The organism is Streptomyces sp. NBC_00459 (assembly GCF_036013955.1).
Taxonomy (GTDB): Bacteria; Actinomycetota; Actinomycetes; order Streptomycetales; family Streptomycetaceae; genus Streptomyces.
The window spans coordinates 2,681,793-2,697,424 of record NZ_CP107903.1 but is presented as its reverse complement, the minus strand read 5'-3'; the positions used below and the strand labels follow the sequence as shown (position 1 = coordinate 2,697,424).

Sequence of the window (15,632 nt, the reverse complement as noted above, 5' to 3'; positions counted from 1 at the left end):
ACGGGACATTGAGCGAGGGGCGTCGAGCGGGGGGCGATCGGGAGGGCGTCGGCGGTGCTAACGCAGCGTGCGGCGGCGCCGGTTGACGTGGTCGACGTAGACGACCCCCGCCAGGACCGCGCCGACCGCGACCTGCTGCCAGAACGGCTGGAGGCCGATGATGACCAGGCCGTTGCTCAGCACGGCCGGGATGAGGGAGCCGAAGGCGGTGCCCAGGACGCTGCCCACACCGCCGAAGAGGCTGGTGCCGCCGAGCACGGTGGCGACGATCGCCTGGAGGTTGTCCCCGGTGTGGCCGCCGACGGTGGTGGTGGAGAAACGGGCCAGGTTGACGTACGCGGCGATTCCGGCGAGGAGTCCGCAGAGCGCGTACACCTTGATCAGATGGCGGTCGACGGCGACTCCGGCGCGGCGGGCCGCCTCGACGTTGGAGCCGATCGTGCGGGTGTAGGTGCCGAAGCGGGTCAGGCCGAGCACGATCGCGCCGCCGATGGTCAGACCGATGGCCAGCCAGACCGTGTACGGGATGCCCAGAAAGCGCCCGAAGCCGAGGCCGCTGACCAGGGAGTCGGGGACCCCGCGCAGGTCCAGGCCGTTGGTGAGGACCAGGGCGCCGCCGCCCGCCGCCGAGAGGGTCGCCAACGTGGCGATCAGCGGCGGGAGTTTGGCCTTCGTGACCAGGAGGCCGTTCAGCACACCCCAGGCCAGACCCGTTGCCATCGTTGTCACCAGGCCCGCCAGCAGCGTCAGCGGGCCGCCGCCGCCCAGCGCCGACATCACCTTCACACCCACGACCCCGGAGAAGATCAGCACCGAGCCGACCGACAGGTCGATGCCCCCGGTGGTCATCACGAACGTCATCCCGATGGCCAGCACACAGTAGGAGGCGGCCTCGATGGCCACGCTGCGCAGGTTGTACGCGGTGAGGAAGTTGTCCGGGTACATGGCGCCGAACACCGCCAGCAGCACCAGCAGGACGACCAGGGCCAGGCTCCGGGTGCCCTTCATGTTGCGCCAGGCGGAGGCGAGGGCCGCCGAGCGGAGGGAACGGGGCGTGTCCTCGGCGGGTTCCGAAGCGGACTTCACCTCAGTGGTGGGGGTCATGACCGGTCCTCGCTGTCTGCCGGGTCGAGGGCGGGATCCGAGGCGTCCTCGAAGGTGAGCGCGCCCGTCATGGCGCCGAGCACGTTCTCGCTGGTGGCCGTCTCCCCGGACAGCCGGGCCACCCGTTGTCCGAGCCGCAGCACCTCGATACGGTCCGCGTACTCGAAGACGAACGGCAGGTTGTGGCTGATCAGCACCACCGCCACGCCCGAGGCCCGGACCCGCTGGATCAGCTGTCCGACCCGTTCCGTCTGTACGACGCCCAGTGCCGCCGTCGGTTCGTCCATCAGCAGCACCCGGTCCGCCCAGTTCACCGCCCGGCCGACCGCGATGCCCTGGCGCTGGCCGCCGGACATCGTGACGACCTGCGCGGCGGTGTCCTGGATGCCGACCCCGAGCGAGCCGAACGCCTCGTCGGCCTTGGCCCGCATGGCCTTCCGGTCCAGGAAACCGAGCCTGCCGAGCAGCCCGGGGCGCATGATCTCGCGGCCGAGGAAGAGGTTCTCGGCGGGGTCCAGGTCGGGGGCGAGGGCCAGATCCTGGTAGACGGTCTCGATGCCCAGACGGCGGGCGGCGATCGGGTCCGGGATGGTGACAGGCTTGCCGTCGACCCGTATCTCGCCCGCGTCGGGCTGGATCACCCCGGAGATGACCTTGATGGTGGTGCTCTTGCCGGCGCCGTTGTCGCCGACCAGCGCGACCACCTCGCCCGGGTAGACGGTGAGCGCGGCACCGCGCAGCGCCTGGACCTGGCCGTAGCTCTTGACTATGCCGGACAGTTCGAGGACCGGGGTGGCGACGGCGGTGGCCCCGTGCGGCTTCGGGCCGGCGTACCCCGGAGTCGGGGTGGCCGGAGTTGGGGTGCTCATGGCTTCTGCTCTCCGCTTCCACGGGGGGTCAGTACGGTGCCGAGCTCGACCCGGCGGGGTGGTCCGCTCTCGCCCGCGATCCGGGCCAGCAGCAGTCGGGCGGCCTCGCGGCCCATCTCGTAGGCGTCCCCGGACACGACCGTCACGGGGGTAGGCAGCAGATCGGCGAACGGGAAGTCGTCGAAGCCGACCAGGGCCAGGCCCTGCCCCGGGCCCATGGCACGCAGCGCGCCGTGGGTCAGGAAGTTGGTGGTGGTGAACAGCGCCGTGGGGCGCCGGTCCGGGGGCAGTGCCAGCAGTTCGACGGCGGCCTCCTCGGCCTCCGCCCGGGTGCCGTGCTCCAGCTTCGCGATCAGGGCCTCGTCGACCTCGCCGAAGGCGGCACGCATGGCCTCCAGATAGCCGTCGAGTCGGCGGCCCGTGGTGTGGTAGCTGGCCGCCACCAGGACGCCGATCCGCCGGTGACCCGCGGCGATCAGATGCTCGGTGGCCTTCCGGGCGCCCCCGTGGTTGTCCAGCAGCACGGTGTCCGCGTCCAGGCCGAGCGCGGGCCGGTCGAGGAAGACCACCGGGGTGCCCTGGGCGACCTCGCGGCCGAGATAGCCGTAGTCCATCGCGCCCGGCACGATCAGCAGCCCGGCGACGCGCTGCCCGAGCAGGTCGTCGATGCCCCGGCGCTCGGCCTGGGGGTCCTCGTCGGAGCTGGCCAGCACGACGTTGTGGCCGTGGGCGCGGGCCACACCCATGACGCCGTTGGCCATCGAGCCGTAGAAGGGGTTGGACAGGTCGCCGACCAGCAGCGCGAGGGTGGTGCTGCGCTGCCCGGGGCGCAGGCTCCGGGCGAGGTCGTTACGGCGGTAGCCGGTCTCGTCTATGGCAGCGCGCACCCGTTCCGCGATCGCGGGGGAGACCGTCTCGTCACCGTTGACGAACCGGGAGACGGTCTTGATCGACACCCCGGCGAGGGCGGCGACCTCCCGCATGGTGGGCGTTCGCATGTCCGGCATCACTCCGAAAAGGGTCACTTGGGTGTCGCTGTGTGCCGCACAGCAAACCTCCGTGAAACAACGTTGTCAATGGATCGGAACAGGGATTTTGCATGCCCTTGCGCGGTACGGGGGTCGGTGCGTAGGGTCCGACAACGTTGTTTCGAAACAACGTTGTCTCAGTGTGTGAGAAGCGCTTTGAGGAATCCTCGAGAAGCGCTGTGGGAAGTGCGCGAAAGGATGATCATGCGGTCGATCGACGAACCGGAAGGTGAGCTGCCGGAAGGCCTCCGGGCTCTGCGAGCCGATGTGCACCGCGAGCTGCGCTCCCTCGCCCCGCACGCCGCCGACCGCTTCACCGGGCTGCTGACCGGCACCTGGGGCAGGGCCATGCGCCCGCTCCCCGACGGCGAGGTCTTCGTCCTCACCGGCGACATCCCCGCGATGTGGCTGCGCGACAGCACCGCCCAGGTCCGCCCGTACCTCCTCGCCGCCGACGACCCCGCCGTCGCCGCCGCGCTCACCGGCGTCCTGCGCCGCCAGCTGCGGTACGTCCTCGCCGATCCGTACGCCAACGCCTTCAACGCCGAACCCGACGGCTCCGGCGCCGGCTACGTCGACGAGCCGGCCCCCGCCCCGCTGGTCTGGGAGCAGAAGTACGAGGTCGACTCGCTCTGCGCCCCGCTCCAGCTGGCCTACGGCATCTGGCGGGCCACCGGCAGCCTCGGCCACCTCACCGCCGACGACCGCTTCGTCCGCGCCGCGCGCCGCATCATCGCCCTGTGGCGGGTCGAGCAGGACCACGAGAACCGCTCACCGTACGAGTTCCGGCGTCTCGGCGACGACGCGTTCGACTCGCTGCCGCGCGGCGGCCGGGGCGCGCCGGTCGCGCCCACCGGCATGACCTGGTCCGGCTTCCGCCCCAGCGACGACCGCTGCCACCACGGCTATCTGGTCCCGTCCAACGCCATGGCGGCCGTAGCGCTGAGCGGTCTCGCCGAGCTGGCGACGGCGATCGGCGACCCCGGCCTCGCCGCCGACGCCACCGCCCTCTCGGGCGAGATCGCCACCGGGGTGCGTACGCACGGGGTGACCGCAGGGGCAGACCCGACGGTGTACGCGTACGAAGTCGACGGTCTCGGCGGGCAGTTGCTGATGGACGACGCCAACATCCCGAGCCTGCTCTCGCTGCCCTACCTCGGCTGGTGCGACCCGGGCGACCAGCTCTACCTGCGCACCCGCGAGTTCGTCCTCAGCGACGCCAACCCCTTCTACTACGCGGGCAGTTCGGCGTCCGGCATCGGCAGCCCGCACACCCCGCCCGGCCACATCTGGCCGCTCTCCCTCACCATGCAGGCGCTGACCAGCGACGACGAGGCCGAGCGGACCCGCCTCGCCGAGCTGCTGCTGAGTACCGACGGGGGCACCGGCTCCATGCACGAGAGCTTCCACGTCGACGATCCCGCGACCTTCACCCGCCCCTGGTTCGGCTGGGGCGACGCCCTCTTCGCCGAGCTGCTCCTCGACCTCACGGGCCGCTCGACGGCCCGCCTGCACCCTCGCCTGTCCACCACCGAACTGCCCTCGCGGTAAGCGCACTTCCGGCCTCCCGGCGCCGGCGGTCGCTACGATCTCCGGCGTGTGCGCAAACATTGTGGTCGCCGAAGACGACGCGAAGCAGGCCGAACTGGTGCGCCGCTACCTGGAGCACGAGGGTCACACCGTCACGGTCGTCGAGGACGGCCGGACGGCTCTCGAGACGGTCCGGCAGCAGGAACCCGACCTGGTCGTCCTCGACGTGATGATGCCCGGAGCCGACGGCCTCGACGTCGTACGGATCCTGCGCGCCGAACGCCGGGAGGTGCCGGTGCTGATGCTGACGGCCCGCAGCACCGAGGACGATCTGCTGCTCGGCCTCGACCTCGGCGCCGACGACTACATGACCAAGCCGTTCAGCCCGCGCGAACTCACGGCCCGGGTAAGGACGTTGCTGCGCCGCAACCGGCGCGGCACCGACCCGGCTCCGGTTGCCGCACCCGCCCCCGCTTCCACCTCCGCTCCCGTCTCGGAGCCCGAAGTGGCCCCGGAAGACGAGGTGTTGACGGTCGGCGCGCTCAGGGTCGATCCCTCGCGGCACGAGGTGTGGGTCGCCGGGGCACCCGTCGAGTGCACCCCCGGTGAGTTCCGTATCCTCGCGGCGATGGCGGCCGAGCCCGGCCGGGTCTTCACCAGGGCGCGGCTCCTGGACGAGCTGCACGGCTTCGACAAGTACATCAGCGGCCGGACCGTCGACGTGCACGTCATGAACCTGCGCAAGAAGATCGAACGCGCCCCGCGGCGGCCCGCCCGCCTCATCACCGTCTTCGGCGTCGGCTACAAACTCACGGACCCCGCAAGGAACGTGCGCCATGCGTCTTCCTGACAGGCCCGACAGGCCCGACAAGGGGGGCAGAGCGGCGGGGGCCCGGCTGCCGCTGCGCAAGAGCCTGGCGGGGCGGCTGTTGACCGTGTCGGCGCTGGTTGCCTCGTGCTCGGTCGCCGCGACCGCCTGGCTGGCCGTGCAGACGACCACCGTCGCGATCCGCCAGGAGCAGGGGCAGACCCTCCAGTCCGACGCGAAGATCTACAACACCCTCCTCGGCTACGCGGCCACCCACCCCGGCTGGGACGGCGTCGACACCACCGTGCGAGAACTGGCGAGCGAGTCCGGGCGCCGGATCGTGCTCACCGACGAGGACCGACGCCCGTTCGTTGACTCGGCCTACTCGCGCTCGCCGGGCGGCGGTTCGTCCGCCGGTTCACTTGCCCCGCAGCCCTCGGCCGTCGTGGATCCGCTGGCCGTCGACACCGTGCTGGTGCCCGACGCGGCCAAGGCCGGCGCGAACCGCGTCGATCCACGGGCCGTGGGGCCCTTCCGGCTGCCCGCGAGGGAACGCGCGGCGCTGCGGAAGGCGTCCGCCGGGAGGGTGGAGTGCCTCAGCAGGATGGGTATCGCCGCCGACGTCGTCGACAGCCCGGGCGGACGCCCCCGCGTCCAGTTCGTGAGCGACGAGACGGAGGCCGGCACCGACAGCGAGATCGACCGTGACATGGAAGCGAAGTGCCTGGAGGCCTTCCCGGTCGGACCCACCCCGACCGAGCAAAAGGCCCTGAGCGCCCTCAACCAACTGGCGGACGCCTGCCTGAAACGAAAGGGCCGGGCGGCAGTGAAACTCAACCTGGACCTGTCCTGGGACCGGAGTTACGTATACGGGCGGGACGACGTGGCCCTCGGCATCGAGAAGGGTCTCAGCGAGCGGGAGGCGGCAGCCCTGGCCGCCAAGAAGAGGGAGGACGCCGAGACGGCAGCGCGGAAGGCGGCGGCGGCCGGCGACGCGCTCGACCACACCCCCTACGAGATCCGCGACAGCGAGTACGACAGGGCCGTCGCCGCATGCGTCGGCAGCGCCCGCCGGGAACAGCTCACGGGCTATGTCGCCGAGTCCGCACTCCTGTTCATCGACGGCCCCGGTGCGGCCGGCGTACCCGGCTTCGACCTCTCCCGGGCCAAAACCGCACGCATCGCCGGGGTCACCGCCCTGGTCCTCGCCCTCACCGTCGGTGCCTCGGTCCTCGCCGGAGCCAGGCTCGTCCGCCCGTTGCACGCGCTCACCGGCGCGGCCCAGCGCATGCGGGACGGCCTCGACGCGACGCCGGTGCCCGTGCCCGTCGTCTCGGACAACGAGATCGGGCGGCTGACGGCGGCCTTCAACGACATGGCCGCGCACCGGGCCCGCCTGGAGGAGCAGCGCAAGGTGATGGTCAGCGATGTCGCCCATGAGCTGCGGACGCCGCTGAGCAACATCCGGGGCTGGCTGGAGGCGGCCCACGACGGACTGGCCGACCCGGACCCGGCGTTCGTCTCCTCGCTCCTGGAGGAGGCGGTGCAGCTCCAGCACCTCATCAACGACCTCCAGGACCTGGGCGCGGCCGACGCGGGCGCCCTGCGGCTGCACCGGAAGCCGGTACGGATCGACGAGCTGCTCGGCCAGGTCGCCTCCGCGCACCAGGGGTTGGCCGAGACGGCGGGCGTCACCCTCACGGTCCTGGCACCGCCGCCGGTCACTCCTCGCCCACCGCTTCTCGACGCCGACCCCGTACGGCTGCGCCAGACCGTCAGCAACCTGCTCTCCAACGCGGTGCGCCACACCCCGGCCGGCGGCACGGTGACCCTGCGCTCGTACGTCAGTGAGGCCGGGGACGAACTGGCCGTCGAGGTGTCCGACACCGGCAGCGGCATCCCGGCGGGCGATCTCCCGTATGTGTTCGACCGTTTCTGGCGGGCGGAGAAGTCCCGCAACCGCAGCACCGGCGGCAGCGGTCTCGGCCTGGCGATCGTCCTCAAGCTCGCCGAGGCCCACGGCGGCACGGTGGACGTGGCGAGCACGGAGGGGGAGGGAGCCATCTTCACCCTGAGGCTGCCGACAGCCGGATCGGAGAGGACGGAGAGCCCCGGTCGACCCTGATGGGATGACGACAGCGCTCTGACAGTTTCCTCACAAGTGGCCGTCAGGGTGAAGCCATGCCCGGAACCTGGTGCGGATCGGCAACCAGGAACGACCAAGCCGGGCTGGAACTGGAGCCCTTACATGTCCCGCCGTCTCACCCTGCGCCCGCTGCGTATCGCTGTCCTGACCGGCGTCGCGGCCGGCGCGCTGCTCGTCCCGGCCAGCGCGGCCTTCGCCTCCGACCCGACCCCGACGCCGGGCGCGACCGACGCGACCCCGGCCGACAAGGAGGCCTTGGAGAAGAAGAGGGCCGAGGACGCCAGGACCCTCAAGGAGGCCGAGGCCCGGAAGGCCAGGGAAGCCCAGAAGCTCGGCAAGGACTACCCGCGGGGCGGTGTCGACGCGGGCGAGGCCCCCGCCCAGGACGACAACACCGGCACGCTCATCGGTTCGGCCACGGGCGCGCTGCTGCTCGCGGGCGCCGGCACCTATGTACTGCGCCGCCGCACCGCCGCCCGCCGCGAAGGCTGACCCGGCGGCACGACCTCTCGTACGAAACGGTGGCGCCGCCCTTCACCAGGCGGCGCCCTGTGCGTTCCGGCGAACCCCCGCACCCTGTTCTGGAGCCCGAGTTGCCCCCTGTACACCGTGTACACCGTCTTGCCCTGTCCCGGACCCGCCTCGCGATCCTCACCCTGCTGACCCTCGGCACCGTGCTCAGCGGCTGCTCGACCGGCCCCGATCCGACGGTCCGGGTCGCCCCCACCGCCCCCGCCGCCGCGTCGGGCGCTCCGCGGTCCGGGCAGTCCGGACAGCCCTCGGCCCCCGACGCTCCGGCGGCCCCTGCCGAGGTGGCCGTCCCCTCCGTGGGGATCACCGGTCCGCTGATGGAGCTGGGCCTCAACACGGACGGGAAGGTCGAGGTCCCGCCGGCCGAGAAGGGGATGACCGCGGGCTGGTACACGGGCGGTGCGGTGCCCGGTGAGGTCGGCGCGGCCGTCATCATCGGCCACAACGACACCCGCTTCGGCGAAGCCGTCTTCCACGACCTCAAGAAGATCGAGGAGGGGGCGGACATCACCGTCACCGACGCGACGGGAAAAGCCCTCCACTTCACCGTCACGGCCACGGAGAGCGTCAGCAAGAACGCCTTCCCGACGGAGAAGGTCTACGGGCCGACCCAGGAGCGTGCTCTACGGCTCATCACGTGCGACGGCGACTTCGACGCGCAGGGGCATCCGGTGGACAACCTCATCGTGTACGCGACAGCGAGCTGAGGGCCGTTCGCGTGTCCGATTCGCCCTGTCGTCACGAGTAACGTCCGGACAGTCCCTGCATGAAGTCTCAAGTATTGGCCACGAGTTGCTCGATTGCGTGCGCCAACCGTCCCTCCAGCACCTACTCTCCCTCCAAAACCATTCGACGGGGACAGACGGAGAACAGGCGAGCTGAGGACCATGGAGCCACTTCGTCCCACGGATCCGGAGCGGCTGGGGCCGTACCGTCCTGTCGCGCGCCTGGGCGCCGGAGGGATGGGCGAGGTCTTCCTCGCCAAGGACGACAGGCAACAGACCGTCGCCGTCAAGGTCATCCGTCCCGAGCTGGCCTCGGGCAGGGCGTTCCGTGACCGGTTCCGCCGCGAGGTGGACGCGGCGCGGGCGGTGAGCGGCACCTACACGGCGTCCGTCGTGGACGCCGACCCGGACGGACCCGTCCCCTGGCTGGCCACCACACACATCATCGGCCCGACGCTGGCCGACGCGGTCGAGGCGTACGGGCCGCTGCCCCCGAGATCCGTGCTGGCCCTCGGCGCCGGACTCGCCGAGGCACTGATCGCCGTGCACTCCGCCGGGCTGGTGCACCGCGACCTGAAACCGTCCAACGTACTGCTCTCCGCCGAGGGCCCGCGGGTCATCGACTTCGGCATCGTCCGCGCCACCGACGGCTACGAACTCACCCTGTCCGGCGTGCTGTTGGGCTCCCCGCGGTACATGTGCCCCGAGCATGCCACCGGGGATCCGATGGGCCCGGCGGGCGACGTGTTCTGCCTCGGCTCGGTCCTGGCGTACGCGGCCACCGGGAAGGCGCCCTTCGACGGCGCGTCGGCGGCCACCCTGCTGTACCAGGTGGTGCACGGCACGCCCGACCTGACAGGCGTCCAGGAACCGCTGGACACGATCATGCGGCTGTGTCTGGAGAAGTCCCCGGTGGCCCGGCCCAGTCCGGACCGGGTGTCGGCGGCGTGCGCGCCCGGGGGCGCCGACGCGCTGGACTGGGACGGCTGGCTTCCGGAAGCCGTCCTCGGCGCGATAAGACGCCAGGGCGCCGCCCTCATGGATCTCGACCTCGGTCTGGACACGAAGTCGGAAGCCCTCGGGCGTCAGTCCGCCCCTGCCACCGTGGGAGCAGCCCCCGGCTCCGGTGGCGGCCTCCGCGTCGACCCGCGCCTGGCAGCCGTTCAACGACTGGTCGCGGGGCGCCCGGGCAGCCCCCAACGCGTCGTCTTCCCGGAACTCCCCGAACCCCCCGGCTCCGACGAACTCCCCGACCGGCCGAAGCCCGGCCCGACGCGCGAGCAGTCCCCGCCGCAGCAGCCCGAGCAGTCGCCCGACCGGGGCGCCCACCGCGCTCCGCGCTCGTCCCGGCCGGCGCCCTCCCGCCGAGGGGTCCTCGCCGCCGCCGCGCTCGCTCTGGGGACCGGTGTCGTCGCACTGCTGCACGGATCGAAGGACGACGGGCCGAGCGGTGCGGCGACACCTGCCGGTCCGGCGCCGGAACCGCTGTGGACGTACCGCAGCGACCCGCTCGTCCAGGCACCGGCGGTCCTCTACAAGGGCACGACCCTGCTGAAGACGCAGTCCGGCACCCTGTTCTGCCTGGGCCTCGCCGACGGCACCAGTCCCCGGTGGACCTACCGGGGCATCAGCCAGTCACCCACCTCGCCCCTGATCGTCTCGGACGTCGTCGTCGCCCTCGGCACCGGCGCGACCGTGCTCGGCGTCGACCCGGTCACGGGAACGGAGCGCTACTCGCTGGACTTCGGCGAGGACTTCCGGTTCGACACGCTGCTCGGCGGTGCCGCCGGCTCGGCCACCATCGTCGGAATCCGGTTCGACCGCCAGGACAACGCGGACGGGTCGCGGGGCTCGGCCACCTCGACGAACGTCGTCCTCGGTACGAATCTGCGGGCGCGCCTGGCCCAGGTGATCCCCATCAGCCCGGAGGACATCGGCCTCGACCTGAAACCGTTCATCGACTCCGTCCGCTTCGTCTACCTGGACGGGCTGCACCGTCTCACGGCCCGTGGCGGCGACGCCCGCGGAAGCGTGCTGTGGAGCCAGCCCATGGCGTCCGACTCGGAAGGCCGGTCGGCCCCGGTGGTGCTGGACGGGACCGTGTTCGCAGCGGACAGCGAGCTCGTCGCCGTGGATCTGGAGACCGGTGCGCTGCGCTGGCGAGTACGGGAGGAGAAGGGCGGCTTCGCCTCTGTCGCGGCGGCGAACGGCACGGTGTACTGCACGACGAGCAACCCGCACGGCGTCGAGGCGTTCGACGCCGCAGACGGCTCCCGGCGCTGGTTCTGCGAAACCCCCAGGCTGGACCTGGAGAACCCGCTCGTCGCGGGCGGCGACGCGGTGTTCGTCACGGCCGCGGCCAACAAGGACGGCTTCTACGCGATCGATGCCCGGCGGGGCGAACTGCTGTGGAACTTCACGGATGGCCGGGACACGGGCATCAACGACTGGCAGCTCTCCTGCGACGCCGACGGCGGCACCGATCACCCGCTGATCGCCCAGCACTTCGACAGGGTGTACGCGCTTCCGATGCCTCGGTCCTGAAGGCACCCGGGAGCCCGCGACCCGTTACTGGGCGATTCGGTCGGCGGTCACACGAGCGTGGCGCCGCGGCTCAGAGCTGCTCCCAGCTGCCGGGGTCATCGGCCAGGGTGGCGGAGGCGCCGGGAGTGCCCTCCCGGAAGGCCGGCGCCTGGAAGGGGTCGATCTCCGGGGTCGGCGAATCGGTCCTCGCGTGGAACGCTGTCGGTTCCGGCGCGGAGAACAGAGATGTCAGCTCGATGGAAGGGTCTCCTGATCCTCGATGCGGCAGTGCGGAACTCAGAGAACGGTCAGCTTGGCGTAGGGACTGATGATCCGTTCCTGACGCCCGCCGAAGTCGACGAGTACTGCGATGCCGTCCTCCACGGTGGTCACCCGGCCGAGGCCGAAGACGTCGTGAGTGACTCGGTCGCCTACCGCGAACAGCTTGGTAGGGGGTGCCACAGGGGCTTTGAAGGGGCTGGTGGCCAGATGGGCCCGCGTTACCGCTGTCTTTGTCATTGACTCCAGTATGCTCCGCGCGGGCCTGTCGTGGGCCCGATGGATACCCCCGACTCTTGCGGGCCATGCTCGCGCCCTCCCCGCGTACGGGCGCGCGAGGACGGGCACGGGGTCACTCGCGAACATGGATCGCGCAGGTCACGCGGGGTGCGGAGAGCCGGTGCGAGCCTCTGCGGCGGCCCGTCGGACGGCCTCGCCCTACGCAGCATGATCGCGAAGAGTTATGAATCGGTAGCCACTTTCGCGGTATCGAACGGCATGGCGCGAGCCCCGATCACTCCCGCCCCGACGTACACACCGCCAACACGGCCACCACGACAGCCGCTACGAGGAGCGGAATTCCGAGACCGTGATGGACCACCAGCCACGCGCCGAGCAGCGCGCCCACGGCCATGGCCACCACCGACGCCGAGCGGCGCGGGGAGTGCCTGCCCGTGCCGCCGGCCGCGCGGGAGTCGGCGGCGAGACCGGTGAGGGTCATCGTCAGGACGGTGGTCGTCAGGTCGGGGACGCCCAGCCTTCGTACGGTGGCGTTGCGCAGGCCCATCGCGAAGGCCGTGACCGCGATCAGTGTGTAGACGGTGACCGTCGCGTCCGGTGCCGCGAAGGCCACCGCCGAGGACGCGCCCAGGAACACCGCCTCGACGGCGAGCGTGACCCGGGCCCACCTCCGGCGCGAGCCACCGCCCAGCCGTCCCGCGACGCGCCCGCCGGCCACCGCGCCCACCACGAACGCACTCAGCGACACCAGGGTGTGCGGTACGGAGAACCCGGGTGCCCCGGCGGCGGCGAAGCCCAGTACGACGACGTTTCCGGTCATGTTCGCGGTGAAGACATGGCCGAGCCCGAGATAGCTGACGGCGTCGATCAGCCCGCTGACCACCGTCAGCACCAGCAGAACGGCCACCAGACGCAGACCGCGCGATTCGGGATCGTACGGCGGTGACGACGGCTGCGGCTGGGTCGGCTCGGTTGCCTCTGCGCTCATCGGGTCAGTCCACCACGGGGAGGCGCGGAGAAGTACGGAGGGACAGGTACGGAGAGACAGGGGGGAAGGGGCACGGAGGGCAGGGGCGGCGGGATACGGAGGGACCACGAAGGCGCCGGCCCCCGAAGTGATCGGGGACCGGCGCCTTCGTACTCGCGTCCTGCTGGGCCGGCTCAGTACCAGTGGTGGGCCTGCCAGAAGTTCCAGGCGCCGACCGGGCTGCCGTAGCGGTCGTTCATGTAGTCCAGGCCCCACTTGATCTGGGTGGCGGCGCTGGTCTTCCAGTCGGAGCCGGCCGAGGCCATCTTCGAACCGGGGAGGGCCTGGACCAGGCCGTACGCACCGGAGGAGGCGTTGGTGGCGTCGACGTCCCAGCCGCTCTCGTGCTCGACGATCTTGCTGAAGGCGTTGAACTGCGCGTCGTTCGGGATCAGCTTCTGCGCGATCGCCTTGGCGTCGGACGCGGAAGCGGTGGTCGCCGCCTCCGCGGGAGCCGCGGCCAGCACCATGCCGGCGGTGGCGGCGGCCACGGCGGCGGTGGTGAGGGCCTTCTTGGGGGAGGCGATGGTGCGGGCGATACGGGAGACGAACACGGAGAACCTTTTCTTCGGGGTCAGGACCGTCGCGGGCAAGCCGATGCCACGTGCTGCTCGTGTGGCGGTGACATGCGGCGGCGCCGCGACCCGTGAGGGTTCGTCGGCGCCGTGCGACTGCTCCAGAGAAACAAACCCGACGGTCGTCCGCAATCACCCCTTTTGCTAGTTGTGTTCGTATGTGGTTGATAACTGCACTTTGTGACCTGGCTCTCAATGTGCAGGTCAGAGGCGGTTTCTGTGTGGGCATGACATGGACTTCGGTCTACTAATCCGCCTCGTAGGTGATCTGCGTCCTGTGGGCCGCTTCACGCGCCGGGCACCTCGGAAGTGACCTGGCTCTCGAAGGCGGCCCGGATATGTTCATCAAATGCTGATGGGGAGACTGCTCGGCTCGGGGCGCACCGCCGATGTCTACGAACTCGACGAGCCGACGTGGGTGCTGCGCCGCTACCGGGACGGATACGGCGACGCGGTGGCCGAGGCGGCGGTCATGGAGCACGTACGCGGCCACGGATACCCGGTGCCCGAGGTGCGCACGGCGACTCGGACCGACCTGGTCCTGGAACGGCTGTCCGGCCCGACGATGCTGGAGGCGTTCGGTGCGGGCCTGCTGGACGCGCGCGAGAGCGGCGAGCTGCTGGCGACGCTCCTGCGCGGTCTGCACGGCGTCCCGCCCCTGGACCCGGCCGCCGAACCCGGGACCCGCGTCCTCCACCTCGACCTGCATCCGGAGAACGTGATCCTCACTCCCGACGGCCCCCGGGTCATCGACTGGGCCAACTCGGAGGAAGGGGCGCCGGGCCTGGACCGGGCGATGTCCGCCGTGATCCTGGCCCAGGTCGCGGTATCCGTGGATCCCTTGGCCGAACCGGCCCGTGCGATGCTGACCGCTCTGCTGACAGCCCCGTCCGCCGTGCCGGAGGCGGGCCGGACGGCGGAGGGTCTGCCGGAGGCGCGCAGGCGGCGCGCGGCGAACCCGACGATGAGCCGGGACGAGGTCGAACTGCTCGGAGCGGCAGAGGGGTTGATCCGTACGCTGCTGCCGTGAAGCCCGCCCGTGGGGTGGGTCGGGCGGGGTCGATCCGGCCGCGCGTCACACGGCCACGTACGTCACCGGCTCGCTGCCGGTCACAGCCTCGGCCTGACCCAGTTTGACCAGGCGGCGTACATGGGCCTCGGCCTCCGAGACCGCGATGTTCCGTGATCCCGGGGGGATTTCGGACCAGGGGCGGTTCCACTCCATGCGTTCCGCCAGTTGCCAGGGGGTGAGGGGAGTGGTGAGGAGGGAGCGGAGGCCGGCGAGGCGGTCGTCGTGGTGGTCGAGGAGTTCCTGAACGCGGACGGTCGCGTCGGGGAAGGCGTGGCGGTGTGCCGGGAGCACCTCGGCCGGAGCCAGGCGGCCGATGCGCTCCAGGGAGTCGAGGTAGTCGCCGAGCGGGTCGGCGACCGTCGCGTCGTCCGGATCCTCGTACAGGCCGATGTGCGGGGTGATCCCGGGCAGCAGGTGGTCGCCGGAGAACAGGCGGCCGTTGCCGGGGAGCCGGGCCGGGTGGGCCTCCTCCAGATGGAGGCAGACGTGGCCCGGGGTGTGGCCCGGTGTCCAGATCGCGCGCAGCCGGCGGCCCGGGAGGTCGAGGAGTTCACCGGGGACGATCTCGCGGTCGGGGAGCGCCGGCGAGAAGCTGGGCAGGATGCCGACGGGGGTCCTGGTCAGGGTCGCCACATGGTCGGCGGGGGCACCGGCCGCCGCCAGCTTCGCGGTCATGTACGAGAACCAGCGGTCGGCACGGTTGTCGCGCGTCCGCCGTACGAGGGAGATGTCGGCCTCGTGCATCGCGATCCACGCCCCGGACACCTCGCGGACCTGGCCGGACAGGCCGTGGTGGTCCGGGTGGTGGTGGGTGATCACCATGCCGTGGATCTCCCCCGTCGACGTGCCGCACGCCGACAGGCCCTCGGCGAGCGCGTCCCAGGACAGCGGGTCGTCCCACCCCGTGTCGATGAGCACCGGTCCGCTGTCGGTGTCGACGACGTACACCAGCGTGTATCCGAGGGGATTGTTAGGAATGGGGACCCGGAGGGACCGTACGCCCCCGCCGTGATCGCTCACCTGTGTCGACGCCTGTGTCATGGGCTCCCCTGTGGCCGGCTGCCTGCAACTATAACTAGAACCAGTTTCAATGGGAGCCCGAGTCACTTACTTCGTAGTGGTGCGAGAGCTGTGGACTCCTCGGAGCGGAACTGGTAACTGTCTCCGTATCTATC

The 15,632-nt window shown here is 71.2% G+C and carries 14 protein-coding genes; 7 read left to right on the top strand and 7 right to left on the bottom strand.

Annotated elements, in window-relative coordinates; genetic code table 11:
- Nucleotides 1-57: 57 nt before the first annotated feature.
- The 3 genes from OHN74_RS11840 to OHN74_RS11830 are packed head-to-tail and all read right to left on the bottom strand — an operon-like array spanning nt 58 to nt 2,971.
- On the bottom strand, nt 58-1,104 hold the full coding sequence (locus tag OHN74_RS11840; protein ID WP_327694525.1) for an ABC transporter permease: 1,047 nt from the start codon (nt 1,102-1,104) through the stop codon (nt 58-60).
- Nucleotides 1,101-1,973: an ATP-binding cassette domain-containing protein gene (locus tag OHN74_RS11835; RefSeq protein WP_327694524.1), complete on the bottom strand. Its 873-nt coding sequence runs from the start codon at nt 1,971-1,973 to the stop codon at nt 1,101-1,103. Before OHN74_RS11835 ends, OHN74_RS11840 begins: the two co-directional genes overlap by 4 nt.
- Nucleotides 1,970-2,971 carry a LacI family DNA-binding transcriptional regulator gene (locus OHN74_RS11830; RefSeq protein ID WP_327694522.1) on the bottom strand — a complete coding sequence of 334 codons (1,002 nt, stop codon included), beginning with the start codon at nt 2,969-2,971 and terminating at the stop codon, nt 1,970-1,972. The genes OHN74_RS11835 and OHN74_RS11830 overlap by 4 nt, the downstream gene beginning before the upstream one ends.
- A gap of 234 nt (nt 2,972-3,205) precedes the next feature.
- Here OHN74_RS11830 and OHN74_RS11825 point away from each other — a divergent pair, with 234 nt between their 5' ends.
- The 6 genes from OHN74_RS11825 (at nt 3,206) to OHN74_RS11800 (ending at nt 11,285) form a co-directional block, all read left to right on the top strand.
- Nucleotides 3,206-4,552, top strand: a complete 1,347-nt coding sequence (locus OHN74_RS11825; RefSeq protein WP_327694521.1) for a glycoside hydrolase family 125 protein — start codon at nt 3,206-3,208, stop codon at nt 4,550-4,552.
- 46 nt (nt 4,553-4,598) lie between these two features.
- Complete coding sequence (locus tag OHN74_RS11820; RefSeq protein WP_327694520.1) at nt 4,599-5,381, top strand: response regulator transcription factor; 783 nt, start codon at nt 4,599-4,601, stop codon at nt 5,379-5,381.
- Nucleotides 5,368-7,464 (top strand): sensor histidine kinase, encoded by a 2,097-nt coding sequence (locus OHN74_RS11815; protein ID WP_327694519.1) that lies wholly within the window; start codon nt 5,368-5,370, stop codon nt 7,462-7,464. Before OHN74_RS11820 ends, OHN74_RS11815 begins: the two co-directional genes overlap by 14 nt.
- A 123-nt stretch (nt 7,465-7,587) precedes the next feature.
- Nucleotides 7,588-7,977: a hypothetical protein gene (locus OHN74_RS11810; RefSeq protein WP_327694517.1), complete on the top strand. Its 390-nt coding sequence runs from the start codon at nt 7,588-7,590 to the stop codon at nt 7,975-7,977.
- Between the two features lie 101 nt (nt 7,978-8,078).
- Nucleotides 8,079-8,723 (top strand): class F sortase, encoded by a 645-nt coding sequence (locus OHN74_RS11805; protein WP_327694516.1) that lies wholly within the window; start codon nt 8,079-8,081, stop codon nt 8,721-8,723.
- A gap of 180 nt (nt 8,724-8,903) precedes the next feature.
- A complete protein-coding gene (locus tag OHN74_RS11800) occupies nt 8,904-11,285 on the top strand; it encodes a protein kinase domain-containing protein (protein WP_327694515.1) in 2,382 nt (793 codons plus the stop codon).
- Between the two features lie 276 nt (nt 11,286-11,561).
- Here OHN74_RS11800 and OHN74_RS11795 read toward each other — a convergent pair whose 3' ends face one another.
- From OHN74_RS11795 to OHN74_RS11785, 3 genes are all read right to left on the bottom strand, one after another.
- Nucleotides 11,562-11,783 carry a hypothetical protein gene (locus OHN74_RS11795; protein WP_044473203.1) on the bottom strand — a complete coding sequence of 74 codons (222 nt, stop codon included), beginning with the start codon at nt 11,781-11,783 and terminating at the stop codon, nt 11,562-11,564.
- A 274-nt stretch (nt 11,784-12,057) separates the two neighbouring features.
- Nucleotides 12,058-12,771 (bottom strand): YoaK family protein, encoded by a 714-nt coding sequence (locus OHN74_RS11790; protein WP_327694514.1) that lies wholly within the window; start codon nt 12,769-12,771, stop codon nt 12,058-12,060.
- Between the two features lie 173 nt (nt 12,772-12,944).
- Nucleotides 12,945-13,364 carry a transglycosylase SLT domain-containing protein gene (locus OHN74_RS11785; RefSeq protein ID WP_327694513.1) on the bottom strand — a complete coding sequence of 140 codons (420 nt, stop codon included), beginning with the start codon at nt 13,362-13,364 and terminating at the stop codon, nt 12,945-12,947.
- 370 nt (nt 13,365-13,734) lie between these two features.
- Here OHN74_RS11785 and OHN74_RS11780 point away from each other — a divergent pair, with 370 nt between their 5' ends.
- Nucleotides 13,735-14,415, top strand: a complete 681-nt coding sequence (locus OHN74_RS11780) for a phosphotransferase (RefSeq protein WP_327694512.1) — start codon at nt 13,735-13,737, stop codon at nt 14,413-14,415.
- Nucleotides 14,416-14,460: 45 nt separating this feature from the next.
- Here OHN74_RS11780 and OHN74_RS11775 read toward each other — a convergent pair whose 3' ends face one another.
- Nucleotides 14,461-15,498, bottom strand: a complete 1,038-nt coding sequence (locus tag OHN74_RS11775) for an MBL fold metallo-hydrolase (RefSeq protein ID WP_327694511.1) — start codon at nt 15,496-15,498, stop codon at nt 14,461-14,463.
- Between the last annotated feature and the right edge of the window lie 134 nt (nt 15,499-15,632).